13 protein-coding genes are annotated in these 16,248 nt (G+C 72.3%); 7 read left to right on the top strand and 6 right to left on the bottom strand.

Going from position 1 to position 16,248, the window contains the following annotated elements:
* Positions 1–3 precede the first annotated feature (3 nt).
* The 3 genes from AB0947_RS24065 to AB0947_RS24075 form a co-directional block, all read right to left on the bottom strand.
* Positions 4–1,356 (bottom strand): extracellular solute-binding protein, encoded by a 1,353-nt coding sequence (locus AB0947_RS24065; RefSeq protein WP_366752405.1) that lies wholly within the window; start codon positions 1,354–1,356, stop codon positions 4–6.
* 128 nt (positions 1,357–1,484) lie between these two features.
* A complete protein-coding gene (locus AB0947_RS24070) occupies positions 1,485–2,483 on the bottom strand; it encodes a LacI family DNA-binding transcriptional regulator (RefSeq protein WP_366752406.1) in 999 nt (332 codons plus the stop codon).
* Positions 2,484–2,858: 375 nt separating this feature from the next.
* Positions 2,859–3,530: a hypothetical protein gene (locus AB0947_RS24075; RefSeq protein ID WP_366752407.1), complete on the bottom strand. Its 672-nt coding sequence runs from the start codon at positions 3,528–3,530 to the stop codon at positions 2,859–2,861.
* Between the two features lie 241 nt (positions 3,531–3,771).
* Here AB0947_RS24075 and AB0947_RS24080 point away from each other — a divergent pair, with 241 nt between their 5' ends.
* From AB0947_RS24080 to AB0947_RS24090, 3 genes are all read left to right on the top strand, one after another.
* A complete protein-coding gene (locus tag AB0947_RS24080; RefSeq protein ID WP_366752408.1) occupies positions 3,772–4,428 on the top strand; it encodes a helix-turn-helix transcriptional regulator in 657 nt (218 codons plus the stop codon).
* Between the two features lie 14 nt (positions 4,429–4,442).
* On the top strand, positions 4,443–5,000 hold the full coding sequence (locus AB0947_RS24085) for a toxin-antitoxin system, toxin component (RefSeq protein ID WP_366752409.1): 558 nt from the start codon (positions 4,443–4,445) through the stop codon (positions 4,998–5,000).
* A gap of 335 nt (positions 5,001–5,335) precedes the next feature.
* Complete coding sequence (locus AB0947_RS24090; protein WP_366752410.1) at positions 5,336–5,563, top strand: hypothetical protein; 228 nt, start codon at positions 5,336–5,338, stop codon at positions 5,561–5,563.
* A gap of 77 nt (positions 5,564–5,640) precedes the next feature.
* Here AB0947_RS24090 and AB0947_RS24095 read toward each other — a convergent pair whose 3' ends face one another.
* Positions 5,641–6,333, bottom strand: coding sequence for a 4'-phosphopantetheinyl transferase superfamily protein (locus AB0947_RS24095; protein ID WP_366752411.1), 693 nt, complete (start codon positions 6,331–6,333; stop codon positions 5,641–5,643).
* A complete protein-coding gene (locus AB0947_RS24100; RefSeq protein WP_366752412.1) occupies positions 6,281–7,186 on the bottom strand; it encodes a metallophosphoesterase in 906 nt (301 codons plus the stop codon). Before AB0947_RS24100 ends, AB0947_RS24095 begins: the two co-directional genes overlap by 53 nt.
* Before the next feature lie 369 nt (positions 7,187–7,555).
* Here AB0947_RS24100 and AB0947_RS24105 point away from each other — a divergent pair, with 369 nt between their 5' ends.
* The 3 genes from AB0947_RS24105 (at position 7,556) to AB0947_RS24115 (ending at position 12,942) form a co-directional block, all read left to right on the top strand.
* Entirely contained in the window at positions 7,556–8,674 is a 1,119-nt protein-coding gene (locus AB0947_RS24105) for an ATP-grasp domain-containing protein (protein ID WP_366752413.1), read from the top strand.
* A gap of 137 nt (positions 8,675–8,811) precedes the next feature.
* On the top strand, positions 8,812–10,497 hold the full coding sequence (locus AB0947_RS24110; protein WP_366752414.1) for a carbohydrate binding domain-containing protein: 1,686 nt from the start codon (positions 8,812–8,814) through the stop codon (positions 10,495–10,497).
* A gap of 1,050 nt (positions 10,498–11,547) precedes the next feature.
* Positions 11,548–12,942, top strand: coding sequence for a glycoside hydrolase family 16 protein (locus AB0947_RS24115; RefSeq protein ID WP_366752415.1), 1,395 nt, complete (start codon positions 11,548–11,550; stop codon positions 12,940–12,942).
* A gap of 141 nt (positions 12,943–13,083) precedes the next feature.
* On the opposite strand, the gene AB0947_RS24120 is transcribed toward AB0947_RS24115, so the two are convergent.
* Positions 13,084–13,974, bottom strand: a complete 891-nt coding sequence (locus AB0947_RS24120; RefSeq protein WP_366752416.1) for an AraC family transcriptional regulator — start codon at positions 13,972–13,974, stop codon at positions 13,084–13,086.
* A 146-nt stretch (positions 13,975–14,120) separates the two neighbouring features.
* On the opposite strand from AB0947_RS24120, the gene tkt reads away from it, so the two are divergent.
* Complete coding sequence (tkt, locus tag AB0947_RS24125; RefSeq protein ID WP_366752417.1) at positions 14,121–16,196, top strand: transketolase; 2,076 nt, start codon at positions 14,121–14,123, stop codon at positions 16,194–16,196.
* The last annotated feature ends 52 nt before the right edge of the window (positions 16,197–16,248 follow it).

The following is a 16,248-nucleotide window of genomic DNA, read 5'->3' on the forward strand; positions in this document are numbered from 1 at the left end:
CGGTCAGCTCCGGGCCAGAATGCTGTCGATCTTGCCGGACGCCTCCTTGAGGAGCTGGTCGATGTCGGCGTCCTTCTTGGTCAGGACGGCGGAGACGGTGCCGTCGAGGACGGAGTAGACCTGCTGGGCGTGCGGCGGCTCGATCTTCAGCTGGAGCTGGTGGTTGCCGTCGAGGAACGCCTGGTAGTTCTCCACCGGGACGTTGGCGTTGGCCTTCTTCACCCGCTGGTCGGTGGCGTCGGCGGCACCGGTGAACAGGCGCGGCTCGGGCAGCCCGACGGGTGCGTCGTGCTTCTTGGCGCGCGCGTAGTCGCCGAGGAAGCCCTTGCCGGGGGTGAGGAACATGTGGTCCAGCCACTTCAGGCCGGCCCGGATCTGGGCGGGCGTGGCCTTCTTGCTGAACATGTAGCCGTCGCCGCCGATGAGGGTGCCCTTGCCGCCCGGCATGGGGGCCAGGGCGAGGTCCTTGTAGTTGCCGCCCTTCTCCTTGACGAGGATCGGGATGTTGTCGGGGGCGGCGAGGTACATGCCGAGCTTGCCCGAACCCATCATCTGCTGCACGTCGTTGATGACGAGGAGCTGCTTGCTGCCCATCGAGTCGTCGGTCCACCGCATGTCGTGCAGGTTCTTCAGGACGGCGTGGGCCTCGGGGGTGTCGACGGTGGCCTTCTTGCCGTCCGCGCTGACGACGTCGCCGCCCTGGGAGTACAGCTCGGCGGTGAAGTGCCAGCCGCCCTGGTTCTGCGCGCTGTAGTCGGCGTAGCCGACGGTGCCGTCGCCGAGGGCGGCGATCCTCTTGGCGGCGGCGCGGACCTCGTCCCAGGTCGCCGGGGGCTTGTCGGGGTCCAGGCCGGCCTTCCGGAAGAGCGCGCGGTTGTAGATCAGCCCCATGGAGTATCCGGTGCGCGGGATGCCGTAGACCTTTCCGTCGACGGTGTAGATGTCCCGCAGCTGCTTCTGGATGCTGTCGTAGCTCTTGAGGTCCTTCAGGTACGGGGTGAGGTCGGCGGCCTGGCGGACGTCGACGACGTGCCGCGCGTCCGTGAAGTACGTGTAGAACACGTCCTCCATCTGGCCGCCGGCGAGCTTGGCGTCGAAGGTCTTGGGGTCCTGGCAGGGGAAGGCGTCGTGCGTGACGACGTCGATGTCCGGGTTCGCCTCCTCGAAGGCCGCGGTGTCCGCGTCGAAGAAGGAGCGGTCGAGCTTGGCGCTCTTCGGCGGTTCGCAGTTGACGGTGATGCGGGTCTTGCCGCTCGCCGAATCGTCGTCACCGGACCCGCAGGCGGTGGCGGCGAGGGCGAGGGAGGAACAGACGCCGATCGCGAGGACGGTATGGCGGAACCCGGTGTGTCTCATCGGTGGACCCCTCATGGCACTCATGGCAGGAGCGGTGGGCGTCGCACACTCAAGCACCGCCGACATCGGCGCGCAAGATGTCGCGCGGAATCTGCAATTGTTCGACAGCGGGCTGGATCTTCCCGAGTTCAGTCGCGCGGAGCTTGCGCGGTGGAGCCGCGCACCACCAGTTCCGGCTCGAACAGCAGCTCCTCGGCGGGTACGGCGGTGCCCCCGATCTGCGCGTTCAGCAGCTCCACGGCCGCACGGCCCATGGCCTCGATGGGCTGGCGGACAGTGGTCAGCGGGGGCTCGGTGCAGTTCATGAACGCGGAGTCGTCGTAGCCGACGACCGAGATCCGGCCCGGGACGTCGTGGCCCTTGCGGCGCGCCGCCCGGACGGCGCCGAGCGCCAGCGGGTCGGAGGCGCAGATGATGCCGGTGACGCCCCGGTCGATCAGGCGCGCGGCGGCGGCGTGGCCGCCCTCGAGGGAGAAGATGGCCCGCGCGACGAACTCGTCCGGCAATTCGCCGGCGATCGCCCGTGCGGCGGCCAGCTTGCGCGCCGACGGCACGTGGTCGCCGGGGCCGAGGACCAGCCCGATGCGCTCGTGGCCGAGGGAGGCAAGATGCCGCCAGGCCTGCTCGACGGCCACGGCGTCGTCGCAGGACACACCCGGGAAGCCGAGGTGTTCTATGGCCGCGTTGACCAGCACGACCGGGATGTTGCGCTCGGCGAGCAGCCGGTAGTGGTCGTGCGGGGCGTCGGCCTGGGCGTACAGGCCGCCGGCGAAGACGACACCGGAGACCTGCTGCTGGAGCAGCAGCTCGACGTAGTCCGCCTCCGACACCCCGCCCTTGGTCTGGGTGCACAGCACCGGGGTCAGCCCCAGCTGGGCCAGTGCGCCGCCGATGACCTCGGCGAACGCCGGGAAGATGGGGTTCTGCAACTCGGGCAGCACGAGACCGACAAGCCGGGCGCGCTCACCGCGCAGCTGGGTCGGGCGTTCGTAACCGAGGACGTCGAGCGCGGTCAGCACCGCCTGCCGGGTGGCCTCGGAGACTCCGGGCTTGCCGTTGAGGACCCGGCTGACCGTGGCCTCGCTGACCCCGACCTTCTTCGCCACTTCCGCAAGTCGTCGCGTCATGGACGCAAGCGTAGCGCAAATCATGCAAGCGGCTTGCGTTGCCGTGCATGCGTTGTCGGCGGGGCTCGGGGGCCGCTGGGCGGGAGGAGTCGTCGGTGCAGGGGTCGCCGATGCCGGCGGAGGCGGCTGTGAGTGACGAGGCGGCGGGTGCGGGAGTCGGTGGTGCTGACGGAGCCGAGGATTCGCCGGGTGCCGGACGAGTCGGGGGGTGCCGAGGCAGTCGCGGCGTGCCGGACAAGTCGGCGGCGCGTGCCAGGGCTCGGTGGGCCGCGCAATGGCTCGGTGGTGTGCCCGGTGAAGGCGCCGCTCAGCCCCCGCGGGGAACCGCCGTGCCGGCCCGGCGCCGTCGGCGACCTGAACGCCGGCGGTGCCGGGTCAGTCCTGCGTGGGCGGCACGACCGTCAGGTGCGAGGCGGCGTCCCGCGGGCGGCGCGGACGGCGCACCGGCACGGCGGGCCGGCGGGGGTCGCGCAGGACCATCGTCAGCCGCCGGTAGCCCAGCTCCCGCAGCGGCTCCGGGATCTCCTCGACGATGCGGCACTCGGTGCGACCGCGCCGCGGGTCCGGGTGGTGCAGGAGGCGTACGGCGCCGTCCAGGCGGCTCGCGGCCTCGCCGACGGCCCGTATCCAGTGCGGCAGGCCCTGCCGGTAGGCGGCCTCCATGATCGGGTCCTGGGCGATCTCCCGGCGCACGGACTGCAGTTCGTGGTCGTGCCCGTGGGTCTCCAGGGCGGTGCGGAGCTGGGCCAGCATCGGCAGGCACCAGCCGGGCTCGTGTTCGCCGAGGACCTCGCCGGCGTCGGGGTGGAAGAGCACGAACCGGAGAAAGTTCTCCCCCGGCATGGCCGTGGGGTGGGGGCGCACACCGTGGAAAAGTGTCTCGAACGCGCTGTTCGCCATGACCACGTTCCAGTGGTGGTCGACGACCAGGGACGGGCAGGACTGTGACTCCAGCAGCGCTCCGTAGTCCTGGAGGTACGCCTGGATCTCGCAGGTGTCGGGGACGGGCCGCGGTGCCGGCCGCTGCCCTCCTGCCTGATGTGCCATCGGGAGGTCACCCCTCTTGCCTCTGCGGCCTTTCTCGCGGCCCTGCGATCCTGCTGCCCAGGCAAGAGCCATGTCAACTATCGTGGCATTTCGTGCCGGTCGACGGCTGAAATTCGCCACAGTTGTGGCGACACCTGGATGTGAGTTCGAGACACCCGCTACTCTCCGGGAAGTTCACGGCGATCGCTCGTGAGAAGCACGGACGCATCTGAAGCCCTCTAGAGACGTAGGAGTTCTGTCGGTGACGGATGGCTACGAGGATCCGGGCGCCTCGGCGACCGCCCAGCTGCCGGCCGTCGTCGCCCGCGTCACCGCGCTCGCCGACCGCCTCGGCGTCCCGCACGCCGAGGTCTTCGACGTGGGCCGGCTCTCGATCGCCTGCGGGGTGCCGGAGCCGGTGGTCAAGGCCCTGCTCAGCGGTCGGCCCGCGGGTGAGCCGGACGTCCAGGCCCGCTTCCTGCAACGCCTGGACCTGCTGCGCCGCACCCGGCTGAAGCCGGGCGGACGCCGGTACACCCAGCAGGAGATCGCCGACGGCGCGGGCATGTCCCGGCAGCAGGCCGGCGCCCTCATCAACGGCGACCGGCGGCCCACCATGGAGCACTGCGACGCCCTCCAGCGCTTCTTCCGGGTGCACGCGGGCTTCCTCACCGCGGAGGACCCCGAGGCGCTGGCGGGCGCGCTGCAACGCACGGAGCAGGAGCTGCTGCAGAAGCTCGCGGACCGGGAGCGGGCCGCCGCCGAGGCCCCGGAGGACCCGCTGGAGCGGCTGCTGCAGGACCACGGCGTGCGCGGAATCGCCTGGCGTGCCGCGCAGTTGCCCACCGACCAGCACCGGGACAAGGTCGCCGAGTGGCTCGACATGCTCCTGGAGAGCGTCAAGCGGCCCGAGTCGTGAGCCGGGGGAGAACTGTGGGCATCGGCAGGGACATGCGCCGGCTGTGCAACGAACTGGTGGGCGGGCTCACGCTGCCCGTGCCCGCGCCCCCGGACGAGCTGTACCGCGCGCTGTGCCAGGCGATGGGCCGCCGGCGCGGGCGCCCGGTGCACTTCCGTACGGCGGCCTTCCCGCCCGGCACGGCCAGCGGACTGTGGCTGGACCTGACCGACCGGGACGTCGTCGTGGTGGAGGAACGCACCGCCCCCGACCACCAGTTGGTGATCCTGGGCCACGAGCTGTGGCACATGCAGGCCGACCACTGCGGGCTCCACATGGACGGCGTCGGCGCCGCCACCCGGCTGCTGGGCGACCACACCGACCAGGAGGCGCTCCAGGCGGCGGTGCAACGCGTCGCGGCACGCAGCCGCTTCGACGTCGCCGAGGAGCGGGACGCCGAGACCTTCGGGCTGCTCCTGGCCAGCAAGTGCCGCACGTGGCTGGCGGGTTCGGCGTTGCGCGGGCCGGTGCAGCGCGACGGCGTGGCCGGCCGCATCGAGGCGTCGCTGGGGTACCCGGGCCCGCAGGGCTGAACCGGACCGGCCCGCAGGGCTGGACCGGACCCATCTCGCCGTCCGGGTGGCCCCGTGCCGCCAAGGCGCGCTCGGCGCCGTGCACGCGGGGGGACGGTGCCCGCCGCGCCGGGAGCGGGGTGTGGGGCACGGAAGTTGAGAAACGTTTCGCCGGGTCGGGCGGCACGTCGTGCGGGGTGATCGGGGCGGATCCGCCTCGGCTATGCGGGCTAACCGGCGCGGGGCCGGACGGCGTTGTCAGTGGTGGGCGGCAAGCTGGGAGTGTGCGCCGTCCGAAGCGGTGCACGGCGCCGCAGGGCGCGTGACCGTGACGCCTACTCGGGGAGAGCCGACCGATGCCCACCGCCGTACTGACCGACCGCGAGCGCACCGCCGTACAGGCCTACCTGCGTCTGCTGCACACGGTGCGCGCAGCCTTCGACGGGCCGCCGGGCGAGGACCGGCCCGCCGTCGTCCCGCCCGTCGTGCTCGCGGAGGCGGAGCAGGCACTGGCCCGGGCCGGGCTCGCGGGCAACGAGGCGGAGTTCTTCCGGCTCCTGCACGACTGGTGCCGGCCCGACTGAGCGCCGTGCCGGTCCGGTGCCGCCGCCGTCACCCGGACGACGGGCGGCGGTGGCGGTGGGGGCCGGCGGGTTCGCCGTCAGAGGCGCGGGGCGGGGTGGGGTATGACCACCGAGGTGGCCACCACGCCGTGCCGTACGGTCCACCGGCCCTCGAAGGTCTGGAGCCGGGCCCCGCCGACCAGGGGGCCGGGGACGAGGAGCTCGGCGTGCAGGGCGCCGGAGGCTTCGTCCTCGGCGTCCGGCCGTACCGTGATGTCGGCCTCGGAGAAGTCCAGCCACTGGCGGGTGAGCGGGAACCACGCCTTGTAGACGGACTCCTTGGCGCTGAACAGCAGCCGGTCCCAGTGCACGGCGGGCCACCGCGCGGCCAGCCGGTCGAGCCGCTCGGCCTCGGCGGGCAGGAAGACGGAGGGGCCCACTCCTTCCGGCAGCGGCCCGTGCGGTTCGGCGTCGATGCCCAGGGAGGCGAGGTCGGTGGCGCGGACCAGCGCGGCGGCGCAGTAGCCGTCGCAGTGGGTCATGCTGCCGAGCAGCCCGTCCGGCCAGTGCGGGGCGCCCCGCTCGCCGGAGAGCACGGGCTGCGGCGGCACGCCGAGCTTCTCCATGGCGCGCCGGGCACAGCCCCGGACGGCCGCGAACTCACGGCGCCGCTTGGCCACCGCGCGCGCGACGAGCGCCTCCTCCGCCGGGTGGAGCGGGGAGTCCCACAGCGGGTCGTCAGCGTGCGCCTCCACGGTCACGACCGACTCCGGGAGCAGCTCCTCGATCACCTGCTTCGACCTCCATCGGCAGGACGCGGCGCAGCCTTCCCGGCGGATCCGGACGCTTGCGCCACTCACGGGGGTATCCCACGGAGACCTCCATGAAGCGGACTCCGTCGTGCCAGGTGGTGCGGGGGATGTGCAGATGGCCGTAGACCATGGTGGCGACCCGGAACCGGCGGTGCCAGTCCGCGGTCAGCGTGGTGCCGCACCACATGGCGAACTCGGGGTGCCACAGGACCTCGGTGGGGTGCCGGTCCAGCGGCCAGTGCCCGGCCAGCACGGTCGGCAGGTCCTCGGGCAGCTCGGCGAGCCTGCGCTCGGTCTCGGCGACCCGGGCCCGGCACCAGGCCTCACGGCTCGGGTAGGGGTCGGGGTGCAGCAGGAACTCGTCGTTGCAGACGATGCCCGTGCTCTCCGCGTAGGCCAGGCCCTCCGCCTTGGTGGTGGAGCCGGCCGGCAGGTACGAGTAGTCGTAGAGCAGGAAGAGCGGGGCCACGGCGACCGGGCCGCCCGCGCCGCGCCAGACCGGGTAGGGGTCCTCGGGGGTGACCACGCCCAGCTCGCGGCAGACCTCGACCAGGTGCTCGTAGCGGGCGACGCCACGCAGCGTGACCGGGTCGCTCGGGTGCGTCCACAGCTCGTGGTTGCCGGGTGCCCACAGCACCTTGCTGAAGCGGCTCGCGAGCGTGCCGAGGGCCCAGCGGATGTCGGCGACGGTCTCGGCGACGTCACCGGCCACGATCAGCCAGTCGTCGTCGCTGTCGGGGCGCATGCCGTCGATCAGGGCGCGGTTGTCCGGATAGCCGATGTGGAGGTCGCTGATGGCCAGCAGCTGTCCGGCCCCGGCCGTCGACTCCACCCCGCACACCCCTTCCGATCATCCGATGGCACAACGAGAACACATGCCCCGGGCACCGGACAAGAGGTTCCCCCGCCGCGTGTCGCGATCCGGGCCCGGTCCGCCTCGCGCGCGTCCGCGACCGGGCGGCCCGCGAAGCCGGTGCCGGAGGGGCCGCGATCCGTGACCGGACGGGCCCGGAAGCCGTGATCGGACGGGCCGCGGATCCGTAACACCCACGTTGCACGAGGGACCCTTGGAAAGCCGTATGATCGCCCCGACACCAGCGCCCTCAACCCCCCTTTTTCCGGGGCTGTTTGGTGACCCTTCCTCCCTCCTGCCCGGGCACGGGCCGCTCCGCCCTGCCCGCACACCCGAAAGGCGGCCTGCATGCCCTCTCGCGTACGCGTCTGGCTCAACCGCACGTACGCGGAGAACGTGTTCTTCATGGATCAGCTGCGGAGAAATCCCAGCGACCGCGCGGTGGAGATCCACGCCACGCACGGCGACCCCGACTCCCCCGTGCTGGCCGCCGCCGACACCGCCGAGCTGGAGCCGGAGGGCCTGTCCCCGGCGGCGTACGTCGAGTACGCCCTCGACCAGTGCGCCCGGCGCGGCATCGACGTGTTCGTGCCCCGGCTGCACCAGGCGGCGATCGTGGCGCACCGGGCCGAGTTCGCGGCGGCCGGCACGGCGCTGCTGGCGCCGACGCCCGAGGCGGTCGCCGTGTTCGAGGACAAGGCGGTCGCGTACGAGGCGGTCCGCTCGGTGGGCGTCCCGGTGCCGCCGTGGCACCGGGTCCGCACGGCGGACGAACTTCTCGCCGCGGTCGAGGAGTTGGAGGCGGCCGGGCACCGGCCGTGCTTCAAGCCGGCCGCCGGCGCCGGCGGGGTCGGCTTCCGGATGATCACCCGGGCCCCCTTCTCGCTCGCGCACCTGACCGGCTTCCCGGGCCCGTACGTCCAGCTGGACCTGGTCGAGGAGGCGCTGCGGCGGGCCGATGAGCCCGTGGACTGGCTGGTGATGCCGCGCCTGGAGCAGCCCGAGGTGTCGGTCGACTGCCTGACCGGGCCGGACAACCGGGTCCGGCTCGCGGTGGGCCGCACCAAGAACGGCCGCCGCCGGGGCTTCACCCTGGACGAGCGGTGGCTGGCCCCGGCCCGGCTGATCGCGGAGGGCTTCGGACTGCACCACCTGTCCAACATCCAGTTCCGGATGCTCGGCGACCGGCCGGTGCTGCTGGACGTCAACACCAGGCCCGCCGGGGGTTTGCACCAGCTGTCGCTCTGCGGCGTGAACGCACCGTGGGCCGCCGTGCAGGTGGCGCTGGGCGAGGACCCCGGGGTGATCGAGCCGCCGTTCCTGGGGCAGGACTACACGGTGGTGTCGGGGCCGCGTCCGCTGGCGCCCGCGGCCCTTCCGCGGCAGCGGGTGGATTCCGAAGTCCTGCTGCCCGCGGTGCCGGTGCCCGTGCGGGCCGCCTCGGCGGGTGAGGTGCTCCCCCTCTGAGGCGCTCACGCCCACCGGTATGGACCAATTCCGCTCTGCTTCTTGACAGGGGCGATTGGTCCATACCAAATTCGTTGACGCAACGCTTCCGCACTCCCCAGCACTCCCGAACACCCCACCCCTGACAGGGAGATCGCGTGCGCGACACACTCGGGCGTCCCAGACGCCGGCTTCTCGCCCTGCTCGGCTCCGCCGCCCTCGCGGTCGGCGGGGCCATCGCCCTCCCCGGTACGGCCCAGGCGGCCAACATCCTCACCAACGCCGGCTTCGAGTCCGGCGGCCTCTCCCCCTGGACCTGCACCGGAAACCTCGGTTCGGTCGTCTCCTCCCCCGTGCACGGCGGCGCCAAGGCGCTCCAGGGCGCGGCGTCGTCCAGCGACAACGCGCAGTGCAGCCAGACGGTCGCCGTGCAGCCGAACACGACGTACAGCCTCAGCGGCTGGGTGCGCGGCAGCTACGTGTACCTGGGCGTCAACGGCGGTGCCTCCACCTGGACGTCGTCCCCATCGGCGTACAGCCAGCTCAGCGTCTCCTTCACCACCGGCGCCTCGCAGACCAGCGCCACCATCTATGTGCACGGCTGGTACGGCCAGGGCACCTACTACGCCGACGACATCAGCCTGGACGGCCCGGGCGGCGGGGGCGGCGGGGACACCCAGGCGCCGACCGCGCCGAGCGGGCTCACCTCCACCGGCAAGACGTCGTCCAGCGTGTCGCTGAAGTGGAACGCGGCCACGGACAACACGGGCGTGACGGCGTACGACATCTACAGCGGAGCCAACCAGCTCCTGAGCGTCTCCGGGACGTCGGCCACGGTCAGCGGGCTGTCGCCGAGCACGAGCTACACCTTCACCGTGAAGGCGCGGGACGCGGCCGGGAACACCTCGCCGGCCTCCAACTCCGTGACCGTCACGACCGACGCGGGCACCGGCGGCGGCACCGGCTTCAAGCAGGCGGCGCCGTACCTGTACGAGGGCTGGGGCGATCCGCCGAACCCGACCACGGTGATGAACGCGACCGGCGCCAAGTGGTTCACGATGGCGTTCGTGCTGGACTCGGGCGGCTGCACCCCGGCCTGGGACGGCAGCAGGCCGCTGACCGGCGGCGTGGACCAGTCGGCGATCAACCAGATCCGGTCCGCCGGCGGCGACATCGTGCCGTCCTTCGGCGGCTGGTCGGGCAGCAAGCTGGGCGCCAACTGCTCCTCCGCGAGCGCGCTCGCCGGGGCGATCCAGAAGGTGGTCGACGCCTACGGCCTGAAGGCCATCGACTTCGACATCGAGAACACCGACGAGTTCGAGAACGAGGCCGTCCAGGCGAAGATCCTCACCGCGCTGAAGACGGTCAAGGCCAACAACCCCGGCCTGAAGACCATCGTCACGTTCGGCACGTCCACCACCGGGCCGACGTACTACGGCAACCGGCTCATCGAGCAGGCGCAGGCGCTGGGCGCGAACATCGACGTGTTCACCATCATGCCGTTCGACTTCGGCGGCGGCTCGGACATGTACGGCAACACGGTGAACGCGGCGGAGGGGCTGAAGAACAAGCTGAAGTCCACCTTCGGCTGGGACGACGCCACCGCGTACGCGCACATCGGCATCTCCGGCATGAACGGCCTGTCCGACCAGCAGGAGACGACGACCACGGCGATCTGGACGCAGATCCGGGACTGGGCGAACTCGCACCACATCGCGCGGCTGGCCTTCTGGTCGGTCAACCGCGACCGGCCCTGCCCGGGCGGCGGTGTCGCCGAGAACTGCTCCGGGATCAGCCAGAACAACTGGCAGTTCACCTCGATCACGGCCGGCTTCACCGGCTGAGGCACCGGTGGAGACGACACGGAGGGCCGCTCGGCGGAGCGGCCCTCCGTTGCCGTGTGCGGTACGCCGGGCCCGGGTGGACCCGGCCTCGCCGCCGTGGACGGCACGGGGGCGTGAAGGCCGTTCCGGTGGCCGCCCGGCAACCCGGTCCGGCGCCGGCGAGCACTCCCTCTCGACCGCACGCACCGGGCCGGTGGCGTGGCCGGGCACCGGCTCGGCGGCGCACGGGTGCGCGCCACCCGCGTCCGCCGGACACGCGGCCTCATGACCGCGTCGGCGGCCAGGACGGAGACGAGGCGAGCCAGGCGCCGGGTGATGCCGACGGCGAGGGGCGCGGTGCGCAGGCCGTAGGCGGTGCCGCCCGCTCCGACGCCCTCCTGGCCGGGCAGCCGTTCGGCGAGCGCGCCGGATCGTGGACCCGGGGCGGCCATCGGGTCGAGGAGTGCGGTGGTGACGCGGGCCCACGGGAGCGCCGGTCGGGGTTCGTTGCCATCGGCACGAGGGAGCGTGGCCGGTGACCGACAGCGGGTACGGCACCCCGTTGGCCGGCGGCCGCCCGGGAGCCGGCCCCGGCGTCCGGCCGTCGCCCTGCCGCCGCCGGGCCGCCGGAATCGCGGCCGGACGGCACCGCTGCCGTACCCCTGCCGTGGGACCGCCAAAGGACAGCGGTCCGCAGAGGCGTACGCGGTGCGAGCCGCTGCGGGCGCCGGCTCCGCTGCCGCCGAGCCGGCGAAGTGAGCCGCCATCGGGAGGGAGGTGAGCCCGGCCCTGCGGTGGGCCTCGCGTGACCCGCCCGGGAAGGGGCCCCGCGGACCGGTGCCGGAGCCGTACCGGGCCGACTGGCGGGCGGCGCGGTCTGCGCCGGTACGGGTGGCTTCACCCCGTGAACTGCCCTGCCCGACAAGGACTTTCCTTGCTTCAACTCTTGACGGTCCCCGGGCCGGAGAGCACATTGGCGGCACCGTGAGAGCGCTCTCAAGCAGCGCAGGGAAGTCTGCGTGAGAGCGCTCTCACGAAACCCCCGCACACACCCGTACCGAGAGGCTCCCCATGAGCGCATCCTCCGGCATCCCCAGACCCCGCCCGCTGCGGCGCGCGTTCACCGCCGCCGTCGCCACGCTCGGCCTGGCCGCGGCCCTCGCCACGGCCTCCACCGCACCCGCCGACGCGTCCGCGCCCACCCCGCCCTCGGGCTGGACGCAGGTCTTCGTGGACGACTTCAACGGCGCGGCCGGCTCGGGCGTCAACACGGCCGACTGGCAGTACGACACCGGAACCTCCTACCCCGGCGGGGCCGCCAACTGGGGCACCGGCGAGGTCGAGACGATGACGTCGAGCACCGGCAACGTCGCGCTCGACGGGAACGGCAACCTGCTCATCACCCCGCGCCGCGACGCCTCCGGCAACTGGACCTCCGGCCGGATCGAGACCACCCGCACCGACTTCCAGCCCCCGGCCGGCGGGAAGCTGCGCGTCCAGGCGCGCATCCAGATGCCGAACGTCACCGGCGCCGCCGCGAAGGGCTACTGGCCGGCGTTCTGGATGCTCGGCGCGCCGTTCCGCGGCAACTACTGGAACTGGCCGGGCATCGGCGAGCTGGACATCATGGAGAACGTCCAGGGCCTGAACACCGACTGGGCCACGATGCACTGCGGCACGAACCCGGGCGGCCCGTGCAACGAGACCTCCGGCATCGGCAACTCCACCTCCTGCACCGGCACCACCTGTCAGGCCGGCTTCCACACCTACGCGATGGAGTGGGACCGCTCGACCAGCCCCGAGGAGATCCGCTTCTACCTCGACGGCGTCAACTTCCACACCGTGCGGGCGAACCAGGTCGACGCGACGACGTGGGCGAACGCCACGAACCACGGCTACTTCCTCATCCTCAACGTCGCGATGGGCGGCGGCTTCCCGGCCGCGTTCGGCGGCGGCCCGGACGGCGGCACCGAGCCGGGCCACCCGATGGTCGTCGACTACGTGCAGGTCCTGCGGTCCTCGGGCGGCGGCACCACGCCCCCGCCGACGGGCAACCGGGACGCCTACAGCCCCGTCCAGGCCGAGTCGTACGACAGTCAGTCCGGCGTCGTCACGGAGACCACCACGGACACCGGCGGCGGCCAGGACATCGGGAGCCTCGCGAACGGCGACTGGGCGCTGTACAAGGGCGTGAACTTCGGTTCCACGGCGGCCACGCAGTTCTACGCCCGGGTCGCGAGCGGTGCGGCCGGCGGGGTCAGCGGCCTGGTCGAGGTGCGTCTGGACAGCCGCGGCAACGCGCCCGTCGGCAGTTTCGCCGTGGGCAACACGGGCGGCTGGCAGTCCTGGCGGACGGTCCCGGCCAACATCGGCGCGGTGACCGGCACGCACGACGTCTACCTCACCTTCACCAGCGGCCAGCCGGCCGACTTCGTGAACGTGAACTGGTTCGACTTCGGTCACTGACCGGGCGGGCCCGCGGCGCCGGGGGCCGACGTGCACGTGGACGTCGGCCCCCGGCGCCGCCGTCATGCGGCCCCACCGGCCGTGCCCGCACGAGGCGCGCCGGATCCGGCACCGGGCGGACACCCTCGTCCACGCGGGCGCTCAGCGCAGCTCCGCCCGGAACGCCACCGGTGTCTGCCCGGTGTGCAGGTGGAAGAACTTCGAGAAGTTCGCCGCGTCGGGGAAGCCCACGGCCACCCCGACGCGGCCGATCGGCAGGTCCGTGTGGGCGAGGAGGCGCTTGGCCTCCAGGACGACGCGCTTGTCGATGAAGCCCTTCGGCGTCTCGCCGGTGGCCGCGCGGACGGCGCGGACGAGGGTGCGGCGGGAGTAACCGAGGGCGTCGGCGTAGGCGCTGACGCTGTGGTTGGTGGGGAAGCCCCGCTCGACGGCGTCCCGGAAGCGGGTGAAGGTGCTGTCGGTGTGCTGCCGGGAGGTCTCGGCCGCGCTGGTGGCGAGATGGGCGAGGCGCAGCAGGCACGCGGTCAGACTGTGCCGCAGGACCGCCGTGTGCAGGCCGGGCGGGAGCGTCTCGGTGTCCTCGTACTCGCGGCGCAGCTGGTCGAGGGCCGCGTGCAGCGCGGCCAGCTGCGCGGGGTCGGGGTGCAGCAGCGGCGGCAGGTCGTAGCGGTACAGGCCGGCGGCCTCGACGGTGGCGCGGGGCAGGAAGCCGGGCTGCATGGTCAGGACGGTTCCGCGGTACACGGAGTCACGGGAGAACCGGTGGACCTGTCCGGGGCGGATCCACAGGAGGTCTCCGGCGGCGGCCTCGTACTCGGCGAAGTCGATCATGTGCCGTACCGGGCCGCCGGTGAAGAGCATGACGACGTGGAAGTCGATACGGTGGACGCGGTGCAGGGGGGCGTCGACGTGCCAGCGGTGGTCGGTGCCCATCGGGCCGATCTGCATGCCGACGCCGCCGACGGCCAGATCGGCCGGGAAGGGGAACGTTCTGATCACGTCACCCTCACCTTGGTGTCTTATGCCCGTCATGCCCGGTTCTTCCTATCTCTGTCGCGTGATCACTGTCCCAGATTCACCACAGGCTGACACACCCCGACCTTTCCCCGAAAAAGTCAGACTTTTAAGTTTGAACGCGTCCGGCCAGCCATCCCGCACTGAACGAGGACTTCTTGAAGATGACTACGCAGACTTCCGAGAGCTTCGAGTGGACCGACCTCGACCGGCGTGCCGTGGACACCGCCCGAATTCTGGCGGCCGACGCGGTGCAGAAGGTGGGCAACGGACACCCGGGCACCGCGATGAGCCTGGCGCCTGCCGCGTACACGATCTTTCAGAAGGTGATGCGACACGACCCGGCCGACCCGGAGTGGACCGGCCGTGACCGGTTCGTCCTCTCCCCCGGCCACACCTCGCTGACCCTCTACACGCAGCTGTTCCTCGCCGGCTACGAGCTGGAGCTGGACGACCTGAAGGCCTTCCGCACGCACGGCTCGAAGACCCCGGGCCATCCCGAGTACGGGCACACCGCGGGCGTGGAGACCACCACCGGCCCGCTCGGCCAGGGCGTCGCCAACGCCGTCGGCATGGCGATGGCCGCCCGCTACGAGCGCGGCCTGTTCGACCCGGAGGCGCCCGCCGGCACCTCCCCCTTCGACCACACCGTCTGGGCCATCGTCTCCGACGGCGACCTGGAGGAGGGCGTCTCCGCCGAGGCCTCCTCGCTCGCCGGCCACCAGAAGCTCGGCAACCTGGTCTTCCTCTACGACGACAACCACATCTCCATCGAGGGCGACACCGCGACCGCCTTCTCCGAGGACGTGCTGGGGCGGTACGCGGCCTACGGCTGGCACACCCAGCGCGTCGAGCCCACCGCCGAGGGTGACATCGACGTCCCCGCCCTCCACGCCGCGCTGAAGGCCGCCCAGGCCGAGACCGAGCGGCCCTCGATCATCGCGATGCGCACGATCATCGCCTGGCCGGCCCCGAACGCCCGGAACACCGAGGCCGCGCACGGCTCCGCGCTCGGCGAGGACGAGATCGCCGCCACCAAGCGCCTCCTCGGGTTCGACCCGGAGCAGACCTTCGAGGTCGCCGACGACGTCCTGAAGCACACCCGGCGGGCCCTGGACCGGGGTGCCGAGGCGCACGCGGCCTGGGACAAGCGGATCGCCGAGTGGCGTGCCGCCAGCCCCGAGCGGGCCGCGCTGTTCGACCGCGTCAGCAAGGGCGAGCTGCCCGAGGGCTGGGAGGAGAGCATCCCGGTCTTCGAGGAGGGCAAGTCCGTCGCCACCCGCGCCGCCTCCGGCAAGGTGCTCCAGGCGCTCGGCCCGGTCCTGCCCGAGCTGTGGGGCGGTTCCGCCGACCTCGCCGGGTCGAACAACACCACCATCGACAAGACCAGCTCCTTCCTGCCGGAGGGCAACCCGCTGCCCGGGGCCGACCCGTACGGCCGTACCGTGCACTTCGGCATCCGCGAGTTCTCCATGGCCGCGGAGATGAACGGCATCGCCCTGCACGGCAACACCCGGATCTACGGCGGCACCTTCCTGGTGTTCTCCGACTACATGCGCAACGCCGTGCGGATGGCGGCTTTGATGCAGCTGCCGGTGACGTACGTGTGGACGCACGACTCCATCGGCCTCGGCGAGGATGGCCCCACCCACCAGCCGGTCGAGCACCTGGCCTCGCTGCGCGCCATCCCGGGCCTGAACGTCGTCCGCCCGGCGGACGCCAACGAGACCGCGATCGTCTGGGCCGAGATCCTGAAGAGGCACGCCACGCACCCCGCCCCGCACGGGCTCGCGCTCACCCGCCAGGGCGTGCCGGTGTACGCGCCGAACCCGGACGCGGCCAAGGGCGGCTACGTGCTGCGCGAGTCCTCGACGGAGGTCCCGGAGGTGATCATCATCGCGACGGGCTCCGAGGTGCAGCTGGCCGTGGCCGCGCGGGAGCGGCTGGAGGCCGAGGGGATCGGCACGCGCGTGGTGTCCATGCCGTCCGTGGAGTGGTTCGAGGAGCAGCCGCGCGAGTACCGCGAGCGGGTGCTGCCGCCGGCCGTGAAGGCCCGGGTCGCCGTCGAGGCCGGCATCGGCCTGACCTGGTACCGGTTCGTCGGTGACGCCGGACGCATCGTCTCGCTGGAGCACTTCGGTGCCTCCGCCGACGCCAAGACCCTGTTCGCCGAGTTCGGCTTCACCCCCGAGAACGTCGCCGCGGCGGCCCGCGAGTCGCTCGCCGCCACGCGCGCCTGACACCGACGCACCACCAAGCACACCAAGCACACCAAGCACACCGACGCACCGA

It is taken from the genome of Streptomyces sp. NPDC047841 (genome assembly GCF_040704085.1).
Taxonomy (GTDB): Bacteria; Actinomycetota; Actinomycetes; order Streptomycetales; family Streptomycetaceae; genus Streptomyces; species Streptomyces argyrophylli.

Excerpts from the sequence above, each read along its gene's own strand:
- AB0947_RS24070 (WP_366752406.1), bottom strand. The coding sequence starts at position 2,483 with ATGACGCGACGACTTGCGGAAGTGGCGAAGAAGGTCGGGGTCAGCGAG.
- AB0947_RS24075 (WP_366752407.1), bottom strand. The coding sequence starts at position 3,530 with ATGGCACATCAGGCAGGAGGGCAGCGGCCGGCACCGCGGCCCGTCCCC.
- tkt (WP_366752417.1), top strand. The coding sequence starts at position 14,121 with ATGACTACGCAGACTTCCGAGAGCTTCGAGTGGACCGACCTCGACCGG.
- AB0947_RS24105 (WP_366752413.1), top strand. The coding sequence starts at position 7,556 with ATGCCCTCTCGCGTACGCGTCTGGCTCAACCGCACGTACGCGGAGAAC.
- AB0947_RS24120 (WP_366752416.1), bottom strand. The coding sequence starts at position 13,974 with ATGACGGGCATAAGACACCAAGGTGAGGGTGACGTGATCAGAACGTTC.
- AB0947_RS24065 (WP_366752405.1), bottom strand. The coding sequence starts at position 1,356 with ATGAGACACACCGGGTTCCGCCATACCGTCCTCGCGATCGGCGTCTGT.
- AB0947_RS24090 (WP_366752410.1), top strand. The coding sequence starts at position 5,336 with ATGCCCACCGCCGTACTGACCGACCGCGAGCGCACCGCCGTACAGGCC.
- AB0947_RS24115 (WP_366752415.1), top strand. The coding sequence starts at position 11,548 with ATGAGCGCATCCTCCGGCATCCCCAGACCCCGCCCGCTGCGGCGCGCG.